The 16,049-nt window shown below is 52.9% G+C and carries 11 protein-coding genes; 3 read left to right on the top strand and 8 right to left on the bottom strand.

Going from position 1 to position 16,049, the window contains the following annotated elements:
- Nucleotides 1-32 precede the first annotated feature (32 nt).
- From ACYQ2L_RS00605 to ACYQ2L_RS00585, 5 genes are read right to left on the bottom strand one after another with little or no spacing between them, the layout of a single operon-like run.
- Nucleotides 33-1,475, bottom strand: a complete 1,443-nt coding sequence (locus ACYQ2L_RS00605) for a TolC family protein (RefSeq protein ID WP_460049943.1) — start codon at nucleotides 1,473-1,475, stop codon at nucleotides 33-35.
- Nucleotides 1,459-2,694, bottom strand: coding sequence for a hypothetical protein (locus tag ACYQ2L_RS00600; RefSeq protein ID WP_460049941.1), 1,236 nt, complete (start codon nucleotides 2,692-2,694; stop codon nucleotides 1,459-1,461). Before ACYQ2L_RS00600 ends, ACYQ2L_RS00605 begins: the two co-directional genes overlap by 17 nt.
- On the bottom strand, nucleotides 2,691-5,840 hold the full coding sequence (locus tag ACYQ2L_RS00595; RefSeq protein WP_460049939.1) for an efflux RND transporter permease subunit: 3,150 nt from the start codon (nucleotides 5,838-5,840) through the stop codon (nucleotides 2,691-2,693). Before ACYQ2L_RS00595 ends, ACYQ2L_RS00600 begins: the two co-directional genes overlap by 4 nt.
- Complete coding sequence (locus ACYQ2L_RS00590) at nucleotides 5,837-7,126, bottom strand: efflux RND transporter periplasmic adaptor subunit (RefSeq protein WP_460049937.1); 1,290 nt, start codon at nucleotides 7,124-7,126, stop codon at nucleotides 5,837-5,839. Before ACYQ2L_RS00590 ends, ACYQ2L_RS00595 begins: the two co-directional genes overlap by 4 nt.
- Nucleotides 7,123-7,746: a TetR/AcrR family transcriptional regulator gene (locus ACYQ2L_RS00585; protein ID WP_460049935.1), complete on the bottom strand. Its 624-nt coding sequence runs from the start codon at nucleotides 7,744-7,746 to the stop codon at nucleotides 7,123-7,125. Before ACYQ2L_RS00585 ends, ACYQ2L_RS00590 begins: the two co-directional genes overlap by 4 nt.
- A 180-nt stretch (nucleotides 7,747-7,926) precedes the next feature.
- Between ACYQ2L_RS00585 and ACYQ2L_RS00580 the strand changes: the two genes are divergently transcribed.
- Genes ACYQ2L_RS00580 through ACYQ2L_RS00570 form a run of 3 tightly spaced genes read left to right on the top strand, consistent with a single transcriptional unit; the run spans nucleotide 7,927 to nucleotide 12,141 of the window.
- A complete protein-coding gene (locus ACYQ2L_RS00580) occupies nucleotides 7,927-9,015 on the top strand; it encodes a DUF8084 family protein (RefSeq protein WP_460049933.1) in 1,089 nt (362 codons plus the stop codon).
- 15 nt (nucleotides 9,016-9,030) lie between these two features.
- Nucleotides 9,031-10,251, top strand: a complete 1,221-nt coding sequence (locus ACYQ2L_RS00575; protein ID WP_460049931.1) for a glycosyltransferase — start codon at nucleotides 9,031-9,033, stop codon at nucleotides 10,249-10,251.
- 51 nt (nucleotides 10,252-10,302) lie between these two features.
- Nucleotides 10,303-12,141, top strand: coding sequence for a putative glycoside hydrolase (locus tag ACYQ2L_RS00570; protein WP_460049929.1), 1,839 nt, complete (start codon nucleotides 10,303-10,305; stop codon nucleotides 12,139-12,141).
- A 45-nt stretch (nucleotides 12,142-12,186) separates the two neighbouring features.
- Here ACYQ2L_RS00570 and ACYQ2L_RS00565 read toward each other — a convergent pair whose 3' ends face one another.
- Genes ACYQ2L_RS00565 through ACYQ2L_RS00555 form a run of 3 tightly spaced genes read right to left on the bottom strand, consistent with a single transcriptional unit; the run spans nucleotide 12,187 to nucleotide 16,048 of the window.
- Nucleotides 12,187-12,462, bottom strand: coding sequence for a hypothetical protein (locus ACYQ2L_RS00565; RefSeq protein ID WP_460049927.1), 276 nt, complete (start codon nucleotides 12,460-12,462; stop codon nucleotides 12,187-12,189).
- Entirely contained in the window at nucleotides 12,459-13,826 is a 1,368-nt protein-coding gene (locus ACYQ2L_RS00560) for a hypothetical protein (protein WP_460049925.1), read from the bottom strand. The genes ACYQ2L_RS00565 and ACYQ2L_RS00560 overlap by 4 nt, the downstream gene beginning before the upstream one ends.
- Nucleotides 13,826-16,048 (bottom strand): InlB B-repeat-containing protein, encoded by a 2,223-nt coding sequence (locus ACYQ2L_RS00555; protein WP_460049923.1) that lies wholly within the window; start codon nucleotides 16,046-16,048, stop codon nucleotides 13,826-13,828. The genes ACYQ2L_RS00560 and ACYQ2L_RS00555 overlap by 1 nt, the downstream gene beginning before the upstream one ends.
- Between the last annotated feature and the right edge of the window lies 1 nt (nucleotide 16,049).

Raw genomic sequence — 16,049 nt, 5'->3', positions numbered from 1 at the left:
CTGTGTTGTAACAGCTATATGCCGCTTTTTTATTACGGTCTACGCTCAAAGTCACCAAGCAGACCACTTATGTAGGCCAGATCCACAAGAGCAGACTCCAGTTCAAAACGTGTCCGCTCTTCTTCGAGCTCGGCCATTAACTGGAGAATCTCGGCCCCCCGGGCTTCGGTCCTGGTTATAAGATCATTCTCGAAACTGACTGCCGCATTCCGGGCGCGTTCAACCGCAAGCTCACGCCTGGCGGCTGCGAGATCCCGCTGGCCCCGTGCCCTGAGAACGGCCTCCCGATACTGGCGAAGCTGGAAGGCTTTGGCTTCCTCAAGCTGGGCGATTCCTGCACTCACCTGCTGCTCGACAGCCCTTGCAGCCTGCAGTGAGGCCGATTTTGCTCCCCCATCGTAAATTCCAAAGCTCCCGGCAATCGTCAGGGTAAGCCCGTTATCCCATGAATCATGCCAGTTGGCCTGCGGAGGCAGACGTTGACCGGATGACTCCCACTGCAATTGCAGTGCAATATCCGGGCGCCACATTCCCGATCTGCGCTCGATCTCGGCTCCGATGCGGGCCAGTCTGCCCTGCAGCTCGAGCCCCGCCAGATCAGAGGATGCAGCAAGCGCCGCAGTCTCTGAAGCAGCCTGCTCCAGGAGATTATCCGGACCTGATTCAAAGCGATAATCGTCTGTCAGTTCGGTTCTGTCCGGATCCTCATCAGAGAGCAATGTCCGGCCAATCAACAGTGAAAGACCGTCTGCAGCAGACTTCCGGGCCTGCTCGGCGTTGATCCGCTGAACGCGGACTTCATACAATTCTACTCTGGTTTCAAGCAGGGTCTGCCGGTTAACCGTACCAACCTCAAAAGCCAGCTCCTGATCCCGGAGCATCTGCTCTGCCCTTTCCTCAATTTCAGCCAGCTTCTCTGCAGCAATGCCGGCAAAGCGCAGACCGTAGTAAGCCTGGATGACGTCACGTCGCAGCTCGCGGAGAGCTGCCTGTGAATCCACAAGCGCGATTTCACGCTGGACTGCTGCAGCATCTATTCCCAGACCAAGCTTGCCCCAGGTAAAGAGGGGCTGCTGCAGGGTGGCCTGGAATCGGTAGAAGGTGTTCTCCGGGTCAGGCAGCAGGACAACATCCTGATCAGGAACTGGCACCGGATAAGTCGAGCCTGGTTGGGTCTGACTCCCCAGACTTCCTCGCGGGATTCTGACACCATCCGGAGGATTGCTCAGATAGGAAGCCGAGATATTGGCATCGATTTTTGGCAGCTGCCTGGCACGCGCCGAGAGCAGACCGGCATCGGCCTCTCGCAGGGCGGCAGCACTGCGCTGCAATGCAAAGCTGTATTCCTCGGCTTCACGCAAGGCGGTATCCAGACTCAGCTCGGTACCAGTCTGCGCCTGCAGCGGGGAAGAGAACAGTATGGCGGAAAGCAGTACAAAGCCTGCCAGCCCCGGAGCTCTATGGTTCAGGAACATAGTAGTCTTCCATACGGTTCGGGTTGATCCAGGATCGGATTCGGCTGCGGTCGCGGACCTCGCCAGGCGGGTCAGCATCCGGGTCACCAATCTTGCTGTGTATGTAGCGAACTTCCATGCTATCCCCTTCTGAAATGTCCAGAGCGTCCTCCCCTTCCGGTACCCCGTCAGGTGGCTCATAGCCATCAGCGCGCTTCCATCTGATCTGGGCGCGGAAGGTTCCATCGGGACCGGTCTCGGTTTCCACATAGCGCTCGCCGTCGGGATCATCGAGGGCTGTCCAGGTCACCCGGATCTCTGCCCCGCTGAGACCGACATAATCAGCATCAGCCGAGAGGCCGGGTGGTTTATGGTACAGGCGGCCGGTAAGCACCGTATTGAATTCGGTTCGCGGTTTGCGCACGATCCGGATCTCATCTCTGAGCTCGCTGTCTTCCTTGCTGACCAGACCGATGGATACAGGGGTATCTTCGAGCTGTCGGTAGTCATCGTCATCGACCTTCAGAGTAGCCAGAACCTCGCTGTCTCCACCGGGAGGAGTGGCTTCATCGCGCCAGACCGGCTCGTTGAAGCTGAACCAGCCAGCCTCGCCAGCCCGGTTCCCGGTCAGGGCGATATACTCACGCTCCTCTTCAGTGGGTTCCCCTTCAGTGTCAAGCTCGGGAACGGTCAGCACGACGCGCACACCGTTGACCGGCTCACCATCGCTTTCCTGAATCAATCTGCCGAAGACCTCACCTGCCGCAAATGTCACCCGCTGCAGACCAATGGCCTCTATGCGGTTAATGTCATCGCTGAGGATTCCGGGCACCCGTACAATCTTCTCCTGGTAATCAGGATGGGTCACACCCAGATATATGGTTCCAGTATCACCTTCGGCTCCGAATGAGCTGAAGTAATTGTCCCAGATCACCGTATTCCGGAAATAGCCGGCTGAGCCTCCGCTGGTCGCAGTTGAAGTCCTGGCAAAAAAGCCCTCTTCATTTGCTGTTTCAGGCTCGGTCATATAAAAGCGGACCGTCGCTGAATTGATTCCGGCTTCCGAGTTGCTGTCTTCGACAAATCCCTCGACAACAGCCCGATGATAATAGCTGCAGCCGCCCAGCATGACTGCGGATAGCGCCAGCAGCAGGATTCCCGAAAGGCGCACCAGCTTCGGCAGCTTCGGCAGCTTCGACAGCTTTGGCAATCTGCCTGAAAAAATCTGTATCTTCCTCATATACTCTCCCTCCCTCTGAGTTCCCTGCGCTTCTCGAGCGCCCCCTGCACTATAAAATACAGGGTTGGAATCAGAATTACTGTGATAATTGTGGATGTCGTCAGTCCACCGATAACCGCCCGGGCTATCGGTGCTCTGAGATGAGCCCCGCCACCGGCACCAATGGCCATCGGAAGCAGACCCAGCAGTGTGGTCAGCGAGGTCATAAGAATCGGCTTCAGTCTGGTTTTTCCGCCGTGTACGATCGCTTCTGTCAGAGCCATTCCGCGACCGCGCAGCTGATCAATGTAATCAATAAGTACGATTGCATTGTTGACCACGATCCCAACCAGCAGGATTGCACCGACGAAGGACAGCAGGTTGAAGGTAGTATTGGTTATCAGCAGGGCCGCTGTCAGACCGATGATCGCAAAAGGCACCGAAAACATGACAATGAAAGGATTTACAAAGGATTCAAACTGACTGGCCATGACCATGTAAACCAGCAGTATCGCCAGCAGCAGGGCATTGAAAAGACTGCCGAATGATTCTGCCATATCCTCACCGGCACCGCTGACTGTCCGCCCGATGCCGAGCGGGGGATCACCGGCCTCCGCCAGTACCGAGTCCACGTCTGCCAGCACCCGGTTCAGCGGACGCTCACCGGTCAGACTGCCGAGCACACGAATTACCCGGCTGCGGTTGCTGCGGTTAATCTGTATCGGGCCCTCGCCCTCTATCCGGGTAACAACAGACTCAAGGGCAATCCGCTGGCCGCTCCGGTTGACCAGAAACAGGCTGTCGATGCGGGCAATATCCTGGCGGTCTTTTTCCGAGAGGATTACGTAGACATCCAGATCGCGGCCGCCGCTGCTGTAGCGGGTTACTTCGGTACCGTTATAGGCCGTCCGGAGCGTAGCGGCTATTTCCATCGGGCTTAATCCCAGCATACTGGCAGCCTGACGGTCCACCACAAACTGCAGCTCGGGCACCCCGACGGTGTGGGATGACCTGACATTCCTGGTTCCCGGAATATCTGAAATCTGCAGGGCAAGGAACTCGGCATATTCCGCCATCTGGTCGATATCATCTCCCGTCAGTTCAATTACCAGGGCACTGGTCTCACCGCTGGCCATATTGGCCAGGGATGCCATACCCTCGATATTTATAGTATGCCTGACATCGGCGACCTCATTACGGATGCGGCGGTCAATCCGGTTCACTATGGTCCAGATATCATCCGGACGCTGCGAGATATCTACCATAGCTACGCTGATTGAACCGCGGTGACTTCCTCCTGACCCGACCCTGGTGCCGGAGGTCTTGATATATTCGCCAACTTCCTCACGCACTATCTGGTCAATTTCGAAAGCCAGGCTGCTGGTGTAGTCATAATCAACCCCGAGCCGGGTCTCGAACTCTACAGAAAACAGCCCCTCATCACCTTCCGGAATAAACTCCATTCCCAGTAGCAGTACAGAGCCGATACTGAGGACGAAAAGCAGAACCGCCGAGGAAATAATCCGGATCGGGTGCTTCAGTGACCATCGAATCCCGAGCTCATAGACCTGGTCCATAGCAAGTAGTCCCTTCTGGATCATCCTGCTGAGAAACAGCAGTACCGGGTTCTCGCTGTGAATATGAACATCGGCAAGACTCAGTTCCTCGAGCTGTGCATCCTCATGCACCTCAGCCTCAACATGCAGAAACTTCGAGCAGAGCATCGGAGTAAGACTCAGGGATGCCGCCAGAGAAATAAACAGACTGAATGCAATCGTCATGGAGAACGGCTGAAACAGAATCCCCGCCAAGCCACCGACAAAAATCATCGGAACGAATACTGCCATGGTGGTCAGGGTACTGGCGGTAACCGCAGTAGCAACCTCTTCAGCTCCGAGGATTGCCGCTTCAACGCGGTCATAGCCTGCCAGCTGCTTGCGGTAGATGGACTCGAGAACCACGATAGCGTTATCCACAAACATACCGATTGCCAGGGTCATTCCCAGCAGGGTCGTAATGTTTATAGTCAGTCCACCGAAATCGATCAGAGAAAAGGTCACAATAACGGCAGCTGGTATTACCACCGCAATAATAAATGTTGAACGAACATTCCGTAGAAAAGCCAGCAGAACGAGGATAGCCAGAAGACCCCCCTGCCAGGCTGCCTGGGCAACACCGCCAATGGCATCCCGGACACTGTCAGCCTGATTTTCCAGGATCTCGAAGCGGATCGATGGAGGCAGCTGCGGCTGCACCTGCGCCAGCCGTGCAAGGACGCCATCATTGACATCCACGGTATTGTAGCCGTCCTGTTTCTGCACATGCAGCAGAATTCCGTCACCGCCGTCTGTGCTGAGGAACTGCTGCTGTCGCCGGAAACCGTCTTCAATCTCGGCGACATCCTTCAGGAAAATCGGGACACCGTTTCCAGCCCCGATGAGAACCTCACCGATCTCTTCAATCGACTGAAAACTCCCGGTGGTACGCAGGTTCAGAATTCGCCCGCTGTCCTCCATAACCCCGGCCGGAAGATCAATATTTGCTCCCTCAAAGGCCTGGAGAATCTGCAACAGCGGTATATTGCGTTTACTGAGACTGTCCAGATCGATTCTGACCATGACGGCCGCTTCCTGCCCCCCGAAGAGATCGATTCTTCCTACACCCGGCACCCGCTCAAGCTGCGGTACCAGTTCATCCTCAAGCAGGCCGCGGATATCCATGCCGGGTGTTCTGGAATAGACATGCAGCTGCATACTGGGAAGTACGGATGCATTGAATTTGAAAAGCCGGCTGCGCTGGGTTCCTGAAGGGAAGTTTTCGGCGGCGGCAGTAATCTGTTCGCGGATATCATGAATAACAACATCCACATCGATATCATCGGTGAAGGAGATAGTGACCTGCGAAACACTCTCCGAAGACACGCTATTTATGCGCTCCACCCCGCTCATTCCTGCCACAGCTGCTTCGATCGGTCTGGTTATTCCATCCTCGACCTCGTATGGACCCACCCCGGGGCTGATAGTCAGCACAAAAACCGAGGGCAGGCTCATGTCCGGGAACAGTTCCTGACCAAGTCGGTTCAGACTGATCAGACCCAGCACCAGCATGGCCAGAAAGACCATCGCCGTGGTTACCGGGTGCTGGACTGCTTTTCTGGGGATACTCATAGGCTGCGGCCCTCACGGATCCGGATTAACTGGGCATCCTCAAGGAAGCTGGCTCCCCGTACAATAATTTCATCTCCTGCTTCGACGCCGGAAATAATCTGTATTCTGCTGCCGTCGCGGATCCCGGTCTTGACCGGCTGAATGCGGGCAACAGTAGCACCGTCATCATCAAAATCAGCGATATACACAACCTGTCGGCCTTCACGGAATAAAACCGCAGTTGCCGGCACACTGACAGCATTATCCATTCGTTCCAGAATCAGCTCGAAGTTCACGAACATGCCCGGTCTGAGACGGCCGGAACTGTTCTCGACTGCAATCTCGATTCCGAAGGAACGGCTTTCAGGCTGAATTACCGATGAAACCATGGATAAAATCCCTTCATAAGCCGGATCTTCCGGATAGGCAGCCGGATACACCCTGGCCTGCATCTCACCGGCCCGATACGCCAGCAGACCGTAGCGCTCCTCGGGAATTGCTGCCTGAACCTGAATCATCTCATCCGCAATGATTGCAGCCAGGGGGGTTGTGGTACCAGCCATGCTGCCCTCTTCGATCATTACATCGGCCAGCAGTCCGCGCACCGGCGCCCGTACCAAAGCATAGCGAAGCTGTAGTTCTGCCAACTCAAGCTGCTTCTGGGCTGACTGTACATTTGCTCTGGCCAGCTCGAGATCTTCCGAGGTTGCCCCCTCTTCCATGATCCTGAGAGACCGCTCGGCATTTTCGACCTGGGTTCGTGCATTGCGGAAGGCGTTCTGTGCCTCCTCGAACTGGGATCGCGCTATGGTACCGGCTTCATACAGGCGCTCGGTGCGCTCCAGATTGCTCCTTGCTGTCTGCAGATCCTCACGGGCCTGCTCCACACTCGCTCTGGCGCTTTCCAGCTCCTGGGCCCTGGCTCCGCGCTGGGCTCTCTCAAGCTGCGCCTGCGCCGCCCTGACTCCGGCCCGCGCCTGTTCTGCCTGCAGCCTGGCCACACTGTCATCTATGGTAAATAACAGATCCCCGGCCTCAACCATCTGATTGGTGCTCACATGCACCGTCAGAACTTCTCCTGACAGTTTTGGTGTTACCACTGTTGTCGTCTGAGGTGTAATCGTTCCCGGGTACCTCAGAATATTTTCGAAATCTGCAAGTCCTGCCGGAACGGTTTCAACCAGCACCCCCGGCTCTGCAGCAGTATCCTCAGCAGAATCGAAAAAGAATCGATAGACCGGAATGCCAATAAACACCAGCAGGATAAAAAGCATCAAATAGAGAGGAAATTTTTTCACCTTGCTCATACTTCCTCCAGTCCTCTATGCAGATCGTTGCATATTTCTGTTGCCTGAGCTGCGAACTGCAGTCCCTTCAACAGATTTCTCTTCATATCTTCCAGCACAGCATGAATATTTTCGTTCGCTGTCTGACTGACCGTTGAGAGTATTCCGGAGATCATCATCTGCATGAAGAAGTGCTTGAGTTCTGTATCGTCTTGGATTGCCTTGATCCGCAGCACGATATACTCACCGAGATAACTTTCAAGGGCGGTACAGAGTCGCTCTATCTGCGGAGAGAGCATATCCATGAGATTAGCCTGCGTGTACATGCCCCGTACCAGGGGATATACATCAAGCAGCAGATCAAAACCGAAATGAATAAGTTCCTCGATATTGCTCTGAATCGACTGACCCCTGGACAGAATTTCTTCCATTCCAATATGGAATTCCGTCCAGGACTCCTGAAAACAACTCTGGAACAGATCGTCCTTGTCGCGGAAATAATTGTAGACTGTACCTGCCGCCAGACCTGCACTTCCGGCAATATCCTTGATTGTGGTAGCGCTGTATCCCTTTGCTCCGAATACCTGAACCGCTGTTCTGAGCAGCAAGGCACGCTTTTCCGGATCCTGATTTCTTGACATTTATTCCCTCTGTTGGTTTAAAATGAATGAACGTTCATTCATTTATACAATAAATCTAATATAATAGGGATCATTGGTAAAAAACAATAGGTACTGATAAAAAACCCGTTTATTTACTGCTACGGTCATGCTACACTTTAGCTGAAACCAGGCCGATATTACTGTAAGGAGCGATGATAGGTGCCAACCAAGACGAAACGCCCGCATATTAACGTGCCCATCAAAATGATCTTTACCGACGCTGGTGTTTCATATTTTATCAGTCACAATAAACGCATAAACAAGTTCCGCCTCTCAGACAACAACGAAGAATACGGGATATACCTGGTCGATTTCTCACCTGCAACCGTTCAGCGCATGCTGCTGCTTGGATACCTGTCCAAAATCGAAGTTGCAATTCCAAATGTTGTTGAAAAGCGCAAGGATGTTATAGATTTTACCAAGCTGATAAGCTATGCAATGCTCTACCGGCAGTTTGATACTGCTGTCTTCGAAGATCTGGTTGAATCAGAACTGGTTCGGCAATGGAACCGCCACAACATGCGGAACCCGATAGACTTCAAGACACCAATCAAGCATGAATACCTGAACAAGGTTCTCGATAAAAATCGCCTGGAGGTTCAACAGGTACGCTCGCAGATCCTCCGTCCGCTCTATAACAACATCCGGACAAACCCCGGCCTGCTCCCGGACGAAAAGAATATCCAGGCCTTTCTCTGTGAAAAATATCTGAACAATATGAACCCGCTGACCTGGTTTATCCTGACCGCCTACAAGGATTCAGATGCCTACATAGATATGATCCGCAAGATCCAGCACACCCTGAACGAATATCTGCGCCGGGCCCCCATTCCGGAATATCTTGGACTCATGCTGATTGAGCTGCTGATCACCCTGACCACTCAGGGCGGCCAGGTGAAACCCGGCTATGAAGATGATGATGAAAACATCTACATCCTCTGGAAATTCAATCAGAAGAAGCCGATGAGCGGCGACCGGGCTAAACTGGGAATCAATATCTCGAACCAGCGGACTGAGTTCGAAAGCATGAAAAACAGCATTAACGACCGTACCAATAAAAACGTAGCAGAAAAGAGTCTGAAGGATTTCTATTCGGAAGCCGGAGATGCCATGATGGGAAATCTCGGACTCTATTACCTGTCCTACCTGAACGACGCCTGTAAAAAAGTCAACATTCAGTTCGATTCCTTTGTGAACCGCATCGCCAGGTTCGAACAAACCGTTGTCAACATGAATATGATTTTTTAATTCGAGGATAATTCTATGCGCATTGTTTTTTCCAGCGACACATTCTGGCCCCGTGTAAACGGGGTCGCAGTCTCGGTTGAAGTATTCCGCCGGGAATTGATTGCAATGGGACACCAGGTACTCATTCTCGCACCGCAATACCCGGGGCTTGCAGATGAGGATGCAGAGTCTATCGATGAGGAAAACCCGATAATCCGCCTCCCCTCAAAAAGTCTGTTCTTCAGCTCGGAAGACCGCCTGATTGACGTGTTGAAAGGCCAGAAAATCGCTACGGAGGCTCTCCAGAGATTCCAGCCGGATCTAGTGCATGCGCACACAGAATTCTCGGGCCTGGAAATACTCCTGGAATACCGCCGGAAAGCAAGAATCCCGGTGGTCATGACCAGCCATACCTATTGGGAACGCTATATAAAGGTCTACATGCCCTTCCTGCCTTCGATTGCTGCCAGGCAGACTGCCATCGCAATTACCAGAATGCGCTTCCGCAAGGCAACCCGGATCATCGCTCCCAGTCAGAGCATGAAATCAGTCCTGCAGAAATATCACATACACAAACCGATTTCAGTTATTCCAACCGGAATCAGCGCTGATGATTTCAGCGGCATAAATCGCCAGGAACTTCGTAAAACAGTCCCCTGGCTCACAGGACTGCCCGACGATACCCGGGTACTGACATTTATCGGAAGAATCTCACAGGAGAAAAATCCCGGCTTTCTGCTCGGAGTGCTCGAGACTGTGCTCAAAAAACACCCGAACACCCTGCTGCTGTATGTCGGAGACGGACCAGGGCGTGCCGACCTCGAACAGAATGCCCGCAGCCGGGGACTGCATGATAACTGCAGATTTCTCGGCTACCTGCCAAGAAAACAGCTGCGCGAAATCTACGGCAGCACCGATGTCTTCACCTTCCCTTCAAAAACAGAGACCCAGGGCCTGGTCACCATTGAAGCGATGATCTGTGGAACTCCGGTGGTTGCAATCGGAGAAATGGGAACCCGCGAGGTCATGAACGGAAACAACGGCGGTTTTATGGTGAGCGACAATCAGCAGGAATTCAGCAATCGCGTTATAGAACTACTGGACAGCGCGGAACTCTGGCAGGAGAAGTCCGCAGAAGCCCTGGCCTATGCGCAAAACTGGACCTCCGAAGCCCTCTGCCGCGATCTGATAGAAGTATATCAGGATGTCTGCGGAGCAGGCCCTCAACGCGGATTCAGGCTGCCCTGGAGACGCTGATCAGGAAAAGCCCTGCTTGCGCATTCCCGGTCCTCGGTTTATTGTAGTCGCATGAAATCACATGCTTTATTGATCAGAATCAACATTATAGCAGGAGTTCTGCTTGCCCTTGTTGCGGCAGGACTCAGCGCACAGGCGACCAATACAAATGACATCCGCTATCGCAGCGAAACGGGGCAGGGCATACTTGTCTCTCTCGACGGCGGCAGGAACTATGAAAGCAGGAATGAAGGCCTGCCGCTACGTGTAGCCTACCCCTTCGACCGCAGTGAGTTCAGACGAGTAAGCAGCATCGGCCTCGACCCATCCAACAGCCGCCGGGTCATAATCGCTACCGATGATCAGATCTTCCTTTCAGATAATGCCGGACAGGACTGGCGGACAGTTGCTGTACCAGCCAGCTTTAACCGGAACGTAATAATTACCGCTGTCAGCCCCTCTCCCCATAACCCGCAGCATTTTCTCATGGGAACCAGCTTCAATGGATTCTATGAAACCAGAGATGGAGGAGAGAGCTGGACACAACTGACAACTACCAATCTGTTTTCATTCATTAACCGCGGCGCAGGATTCTATGAGGAAATCAGCGGACTGGCCTATGACCCGGAAAACCCCTCACAGATATTCTTCGAGCTCGGTTTCGGCGGGGGCTTGTACCTTGCGGAACGTAGCCGCCCGGACGGAGCAATCAATCGGGTTTCCCCAATCGGTCCGGACGACCCCCGGATTGTTGCTCCCCTGGAATTCCTGCCGGAAGACCGCTACCGGTCCCGGCCGCTTATACTCAGCAGCCTGCAGCGCCGACCGGCCAGTGCATCCACAGAAAAGCAGAAGCGACTCGAACTTGCAGCCAACAGAACCGGAATATTCCTGAATCCCCACCAGGCACAATCACCGCGTCTGGAACAGCACATAGAGTTCATGCTCGAACACGGAATGAACTCGGTAGTAATCGACTTCAAGGATGACGTTGGCTGGCTTACATACAACAGCCAGCTGCCCATGGCCAAAGAGGTGAACTCGATCTTTGCCCGCTTCGATGCCGCCGAGCTAATACAGACCCTGCATGAACACGATATTTACGTCATTGCACGGCTTGTCGTGTTCAAGGACAACAGATTATTCCGCTACGACAGCAATCGCTTTGCCCTCTGGGACAGCGTGGAAGACCGACCATGGGGTGATTACCGCACAGAAACCGATGCTGAAGGCAATGAGCGCACCGTTATCCGCGAGATGTGGGTTGATGCCTACTCCGAAGAAGTATGGCGCTACAATATAGACATTGCCAGAGAGCTCGAAGAACTCGGCGTCGACGAAATCCAGTTTGATTATATCCGCTTTCCCTCGGACGGCCCGGTTAGAAATATTCAGTACCGATTCGACCGACCCGGTATGCGCCGCGTCGATGCACTGACCTCATTCCTGCGAATGGCCCGCGAAGAGCTCAGCATTCCGGTAGGAACCGATGTCTTCGGTTTCAACGCCTGGTACCGCACCGGCTACCTCGGTCAGGACATTGAAGCTATCAGTGAATATGTAGATGTAATCAGTCCAATGTCATACCCAAGCCACTTCAGCCGGGACTTTCACCGCGAAATGACCTATTTTGACCGGGCAGAGTTTATCTATGAGGAAGGCTCAAGACGGGCAGTCGAGATGGTTGGTGAAAGCGTACTGATTCGACCCTATGTCCAGGCATTCCTGATTGGCGGTGAGCTGAACTACAACCAGGCCGAATATACTGAATACCTGCACCGCCAGCTGAGAGGAACCCTCAACAGCCCGGCATCGGGATTCACGCTCTGGAACATGAGCGGACGCTATTACATGGTTACCAGGCCGCTGCACCGCTATACCCAGGCCCATCTGGAAGAGTACAGCAACTAAGCCAAATTACAGAGCAGCAGCCCGTCAACGAACTCAAAATGCTTATCAAGAGTGAGCAGGCGGGCTCCATGCTCCATGCATGAAGCAGCAATCCACACTATTGTCCTTCTGATACCTGTTGAACTCATCGAGCTCCTCAGCTGTCCAGAGACCGCAAAACCCGGAGTAATCATCTGAATAGATCCCACCCCGAGGTAAGCCCATTTCCTTTGCAAGGAGTTCTTTTATAAGCTGATTCCTGCTTTTTTTCTGCCGCCTGGATTCGATCGTCAACCTGTCACTCAAGGCTTCATCAATATCATGAATGGTAATAGAACTCATAGATCACCTCCATGGTTCATTATATCATAATTGGGGTTCAGATCTATCGCACTATTCCAGAGCTCCGGCCAGGCGATCAGCATGTCTCCGGTGTGCTTCAGCAGTCGACGGTACGGAAACTCCAGGTAATGTCCGTTATGTACTTTCAGCGATTTCTGCAGGTCTCGTATGAAAACCCGGCAGTCTTTCGCCCAGAACGGCGGTTCGTAGTCATATTCCTGGAGCAGTCTTTCCAGCTGGAAGATGCTGGCTTCGACATGTTTCCGCCACAGAGAATGCATATAGCTGCTGAAATCAGTATCGCTGAGGGCTGCAATAGCACGAAACTTCCCGCCGATCTCCGGAAGGCCTTCAGCTGGATCGTCAAACTGTTGCTTTCGCAGCAGATCGGCCGTGATCAGCATCACGTTCAGCCCGACATCCGGCAGCACCGAGCGATAATCCCCGGATTCGAAGGCTGCGCGGCCCGAAAATTCATGGCCGATGCTGAAGGCTGTATGGCCAATCCTGCTGTCTGCACTGCTGCTGCGCAGCATCATAGCCCATATCGTATCTTCACTGCGAATATTTGGGACAAAAGGCGGAAGCATGATTCTTGCATCCAGACCAATGGCGCTGGAAACAAACAGGGGTTCGCAGGAAGTCATGGGTTCTGCTGCCTGAATAAAGGCGAAGGGATAGCGTGCAGCGGCGTGATACGCTGATTTATCTGTATAGCACATGTCACGTACCGGACCTTGAATATAGAAATGCGCGAAGGGCCGGGAAAACCAGCGCCCCCCGTATAATCCGGCCATAACAGCACGTGCCGTACCCTGCAGCTCCTGACGGGATTGCCGGGATTGATACCCTAGCATCTCCGACATTTCAATCAGAGGATCTCCTGAATAAACATCACTGATCTGCTCGTAGGCCCGACGCTCGGCAAAGGCACCATGCAGCAGCCGTCCCGAACCATACTGATGCAGCTCTCTCCATTCAAAAATACAGTCATCATCAAAACTCAGCAGCTTGCTGCCGGCACCTTTCAGCAGCAGGGCCGTACGGCTCGCACCTGTGCTGTTCACACCCAGCTGCTCATCGCCGAAGAACATGAATTCCGCTAAGTCTTCGGGAACAGCAGTCTTCTCAGTCAGCTGAGCGGAAAATGCCCGGCGCTCTTCTCTCCCGAAAAAGCAGATATTTCTGCCGGAAACAGAACTGATCTGCTGCGTTACGGCTGCTTTACGCTGCACCACAGAGGGATCCCGGCTGTCATCGCAGACGAGAACCTGCCGACAGCTGTCCGGCAGGTAGTGGAGCAGTCCGTTCAGAGAGTGACGGAACTGCTCTTCACGATCGCAGGTAATAAGCGCAGCCAGCATTACGAGGTAATATAGAGGTTATAACCCTCGAAGCCGAATGCTTCACTGTCAGCGTATGTTTCCCATTCTGTCACCGCATCCTCCTCATGACGCAGGCGTATGAGATGACCGGGATCCTGATCAACCGGGAATCCATCCAGTACAAAACCACCACCATCGGTCACATAAATATCCTCATTCTTATAGACACCCACGAACCTCTGCGGAAACAGGAAAAATCCCTGCCCGTCTATGTCCGGATCACCCTTGCTTCCCACGCTGGACTGCAGCTCCAGATTTATGTCCAGCGTCAACAACAACGGATCAATATTGTGCGTCCCCCCTACCCCGGGATTCGGTGTCGCAATGACCTGTAAGGCTGAGCCAATCCAGGCTATATCACCAAACATATTATCAAAACTGAATAAATCGCCACCTTGGCTTTCACTGATAACATCGGGTTCATCCACAAATGTAGTTATATCAAATCGGTACAGATCACTTTTTTCGGCTGCAAAAAGATATGTGTTTCCTCCTGATTCAGCATAGGCAATTCCGCGAAGAGAATCGTACATATATGTGTTTATGGTGGTCACATCACCGTCGCTTGTTCTCAATCGGTTCAGTTGAAGATATCCATCCACATCGCCAAAATAGAGATACTCACCAGCCGGATCCATGGTAATCGCGAATATATCCGAATAGGCCTTACTGTACATCACCTCATAAGTTGTGCTGTCCGCATCCAGAAGCCGGATAATCTCTGAATCGGAGTACTCAGCAAGCGCTGTAGTATATTCACCTGGATAATTCTGAACCGTACTTACTGCCGCGTAGATTCGTCCCTGCGCATCTATCTCGACATCTGTTGGATGAAATCCTCCGGTCCAATCCAGCTGTGCGGCATCAATAACCTGTCGATCAGCCCCGCTAATATCGCGCAGGAGAACGATACGCTCATTATAGGCATCCGGAATCAACAGAGGAGCCGTCCAGAAGGCAAAAAAATCAATGTCGTTCGCCGGCATGGTATAGCTCTCGCCGAAATCGTAGTCATAGGTTTCCGCCTCAGCTTCCACCGCCCAACCATCGAAGAAATACACTCCTCTCGAGAAGATATCATTCGGCAGCATAAAACCTTCTCCAGCTGATACGAGACGGGTCTCAATACTACCCTGACCTCCAAAACCACCATTAGCATCAAAGGTCAGAATGTAGAAATCCAGCTGATCGCTTGGCACTTCATCCGAGCTGCCGAAGGAATTGAAGGATTCCACCCGATACTGGATTGTAGTGCCAGATCCCAGCATCAAATCAATAAGCTCATCGACATAGGACTCGGAGTTGGCATCCAGGGCACCGGCAATCGGATCCCACGCAGCTCCGTTAAGGGATCGATAGACACGGTATCCGGTTTCGGTGCTGGCGCTATCCTGCCAGGTCAGCTCTATACCCTCCAGATAAAAGTCTTGATCACGAATAGGTGCTGCCTGAACATTCATAGGCGCACTCGGGGGCTGACTCAAATCAGATGACTCAAGCTGAATATAGGCCTGGGACAGCTGATGATCGTAAATGCGTACCACCTCGATTATTTCAGCGACTACTTCCGAATTTTTGTACAGGCGTACTGTAGCAATAAACGATCCACTGGGCTCATCACCGAGCTGGATCGTGAGCCGACCGATACCGGGATCTCCCGCCACAGATAGCTCGTAATCGAAGTCCTCAGGATCCATAATCTGTCCGGGAAGATCCCCGATGGAATTCGCCCTGAATACACTGACATTATCCACCAGCTCTGATGGCCACTCGACCACAATATCCAGTTCGCCGACAGCTTCCCGCAGGGGCAGCAGGCTCATCTTTACAGAATTAGTCCCGAGATTGATCTCGACAAATTCCTGTCCACCAAAAGAAGGACCACTCTGCCCCTCCAGGTAGGCCTCGATTACCAGCTGCCATTCTCCGATCGCAATTCCGGGAATCTCAACAGGTTCGGCAAAGCTTACAAGCGTCTCTTCGATATCGTCATAGCCCTCACGACTTAGCCGCAGGACGTAGTAATCTATATCTTCAATATCTACCGGTGAGGGCAGAACCGTCCGGGATTGATCCGGCTGAAGGCTGATTATCAGGAGGGTCTCATCCGCCCCTCCTCCACCTATAAAATTGCTGCAACCGGTGACAGCAAAAATCAGTATCAAGGCACTTGCCAGGATCCATTTATATTTCGTTTTCATA

The organism is Spirochaeta dissipatitropha, from assembly GCF_054657935.1.
Note: the sequence above shows the minus strand (reverse complement) of the source record. Positions and strands in the feature narration are given on the sequence as shown.

Excerpts from the sequence above, each read along its gene's own strand:
- ACYQ2L_RS00600 (WP_460049941.1), bottom strand. The coding sequence starts at position 2,694 with ATGAGGAAGATACAGATTTTTTCAGGCAGATTGCCAAAGCTGTCGAAG.
- ACYQ2L_RS00570 (WP_460049929.1), top strand. The coding sequence starts at position 10,303 with ATGAAATCACATGCTTTATTGATCAGAATCAACATTATAGCAGGAGTT.
- ACYQ2L_RS00585 (WP_460049935.1), bottom strand. The coding sequence starts at position 7,746 with ATGTCAAGAAATCAGGATCCGGAAAAGCGTGCCTTGCTGCTCAGAACA.
- ACYQ2L_RS00605 (WP_460049943.1), bottom strand. The coding sequence starts at position 1,475 with ATGTTCCTGAACCATAGAGCTCCGGGGCTGGCAGGCTTTGTACTGCTT.
- ACYQ2L_RS00555 (WP_460049923.1), bottom strand. The coding sequence starts at position 16,048 with ATGAAAACGAAATATAAATGGATCCTGGCAAGTGCCTTGATACTGATT.
- ACYQ2L_RS00595 (WP_460049939.1), bottom strand. The coding sequence starts at position 5,840 with ATGAGTATCCCCAGAAAAGCAGTCCAGCACCCGGTAACCACGGCGATG.
- ACYQ2L_RS00565 (WP_460049927.1), bottom strand. The coding sequence starts at position 12,462 with ATGAGTTCTATTACCATTCATGATATTGATGAAGCCTTGAGTGACAGG.
- ACYQ2L_RS00590 (WP_460049937.1), bottom strand. The coding sequence starts at position 7,126 with ATGAGCAAGGTGAAAAAATTTCCTCTCTATTTGATGCTTTTTATCCTG.
- ACYQ2L_RS00575 (WP_460049931.1), top strand. The coding sequence starts at position 9,031 with ATGCGCATTGTTTTTTCCAGCGACACATTCTGGCCCCGTGTAAACGGG.
- ACYQ2L_RS00560 (WP_460049925.1), bottom strand. The coding sequence starts at position 13,826 with ATGCTGGCTGCGCTTATTACCTGCGATCGTGAAGAGCAGTTCCGTCAC.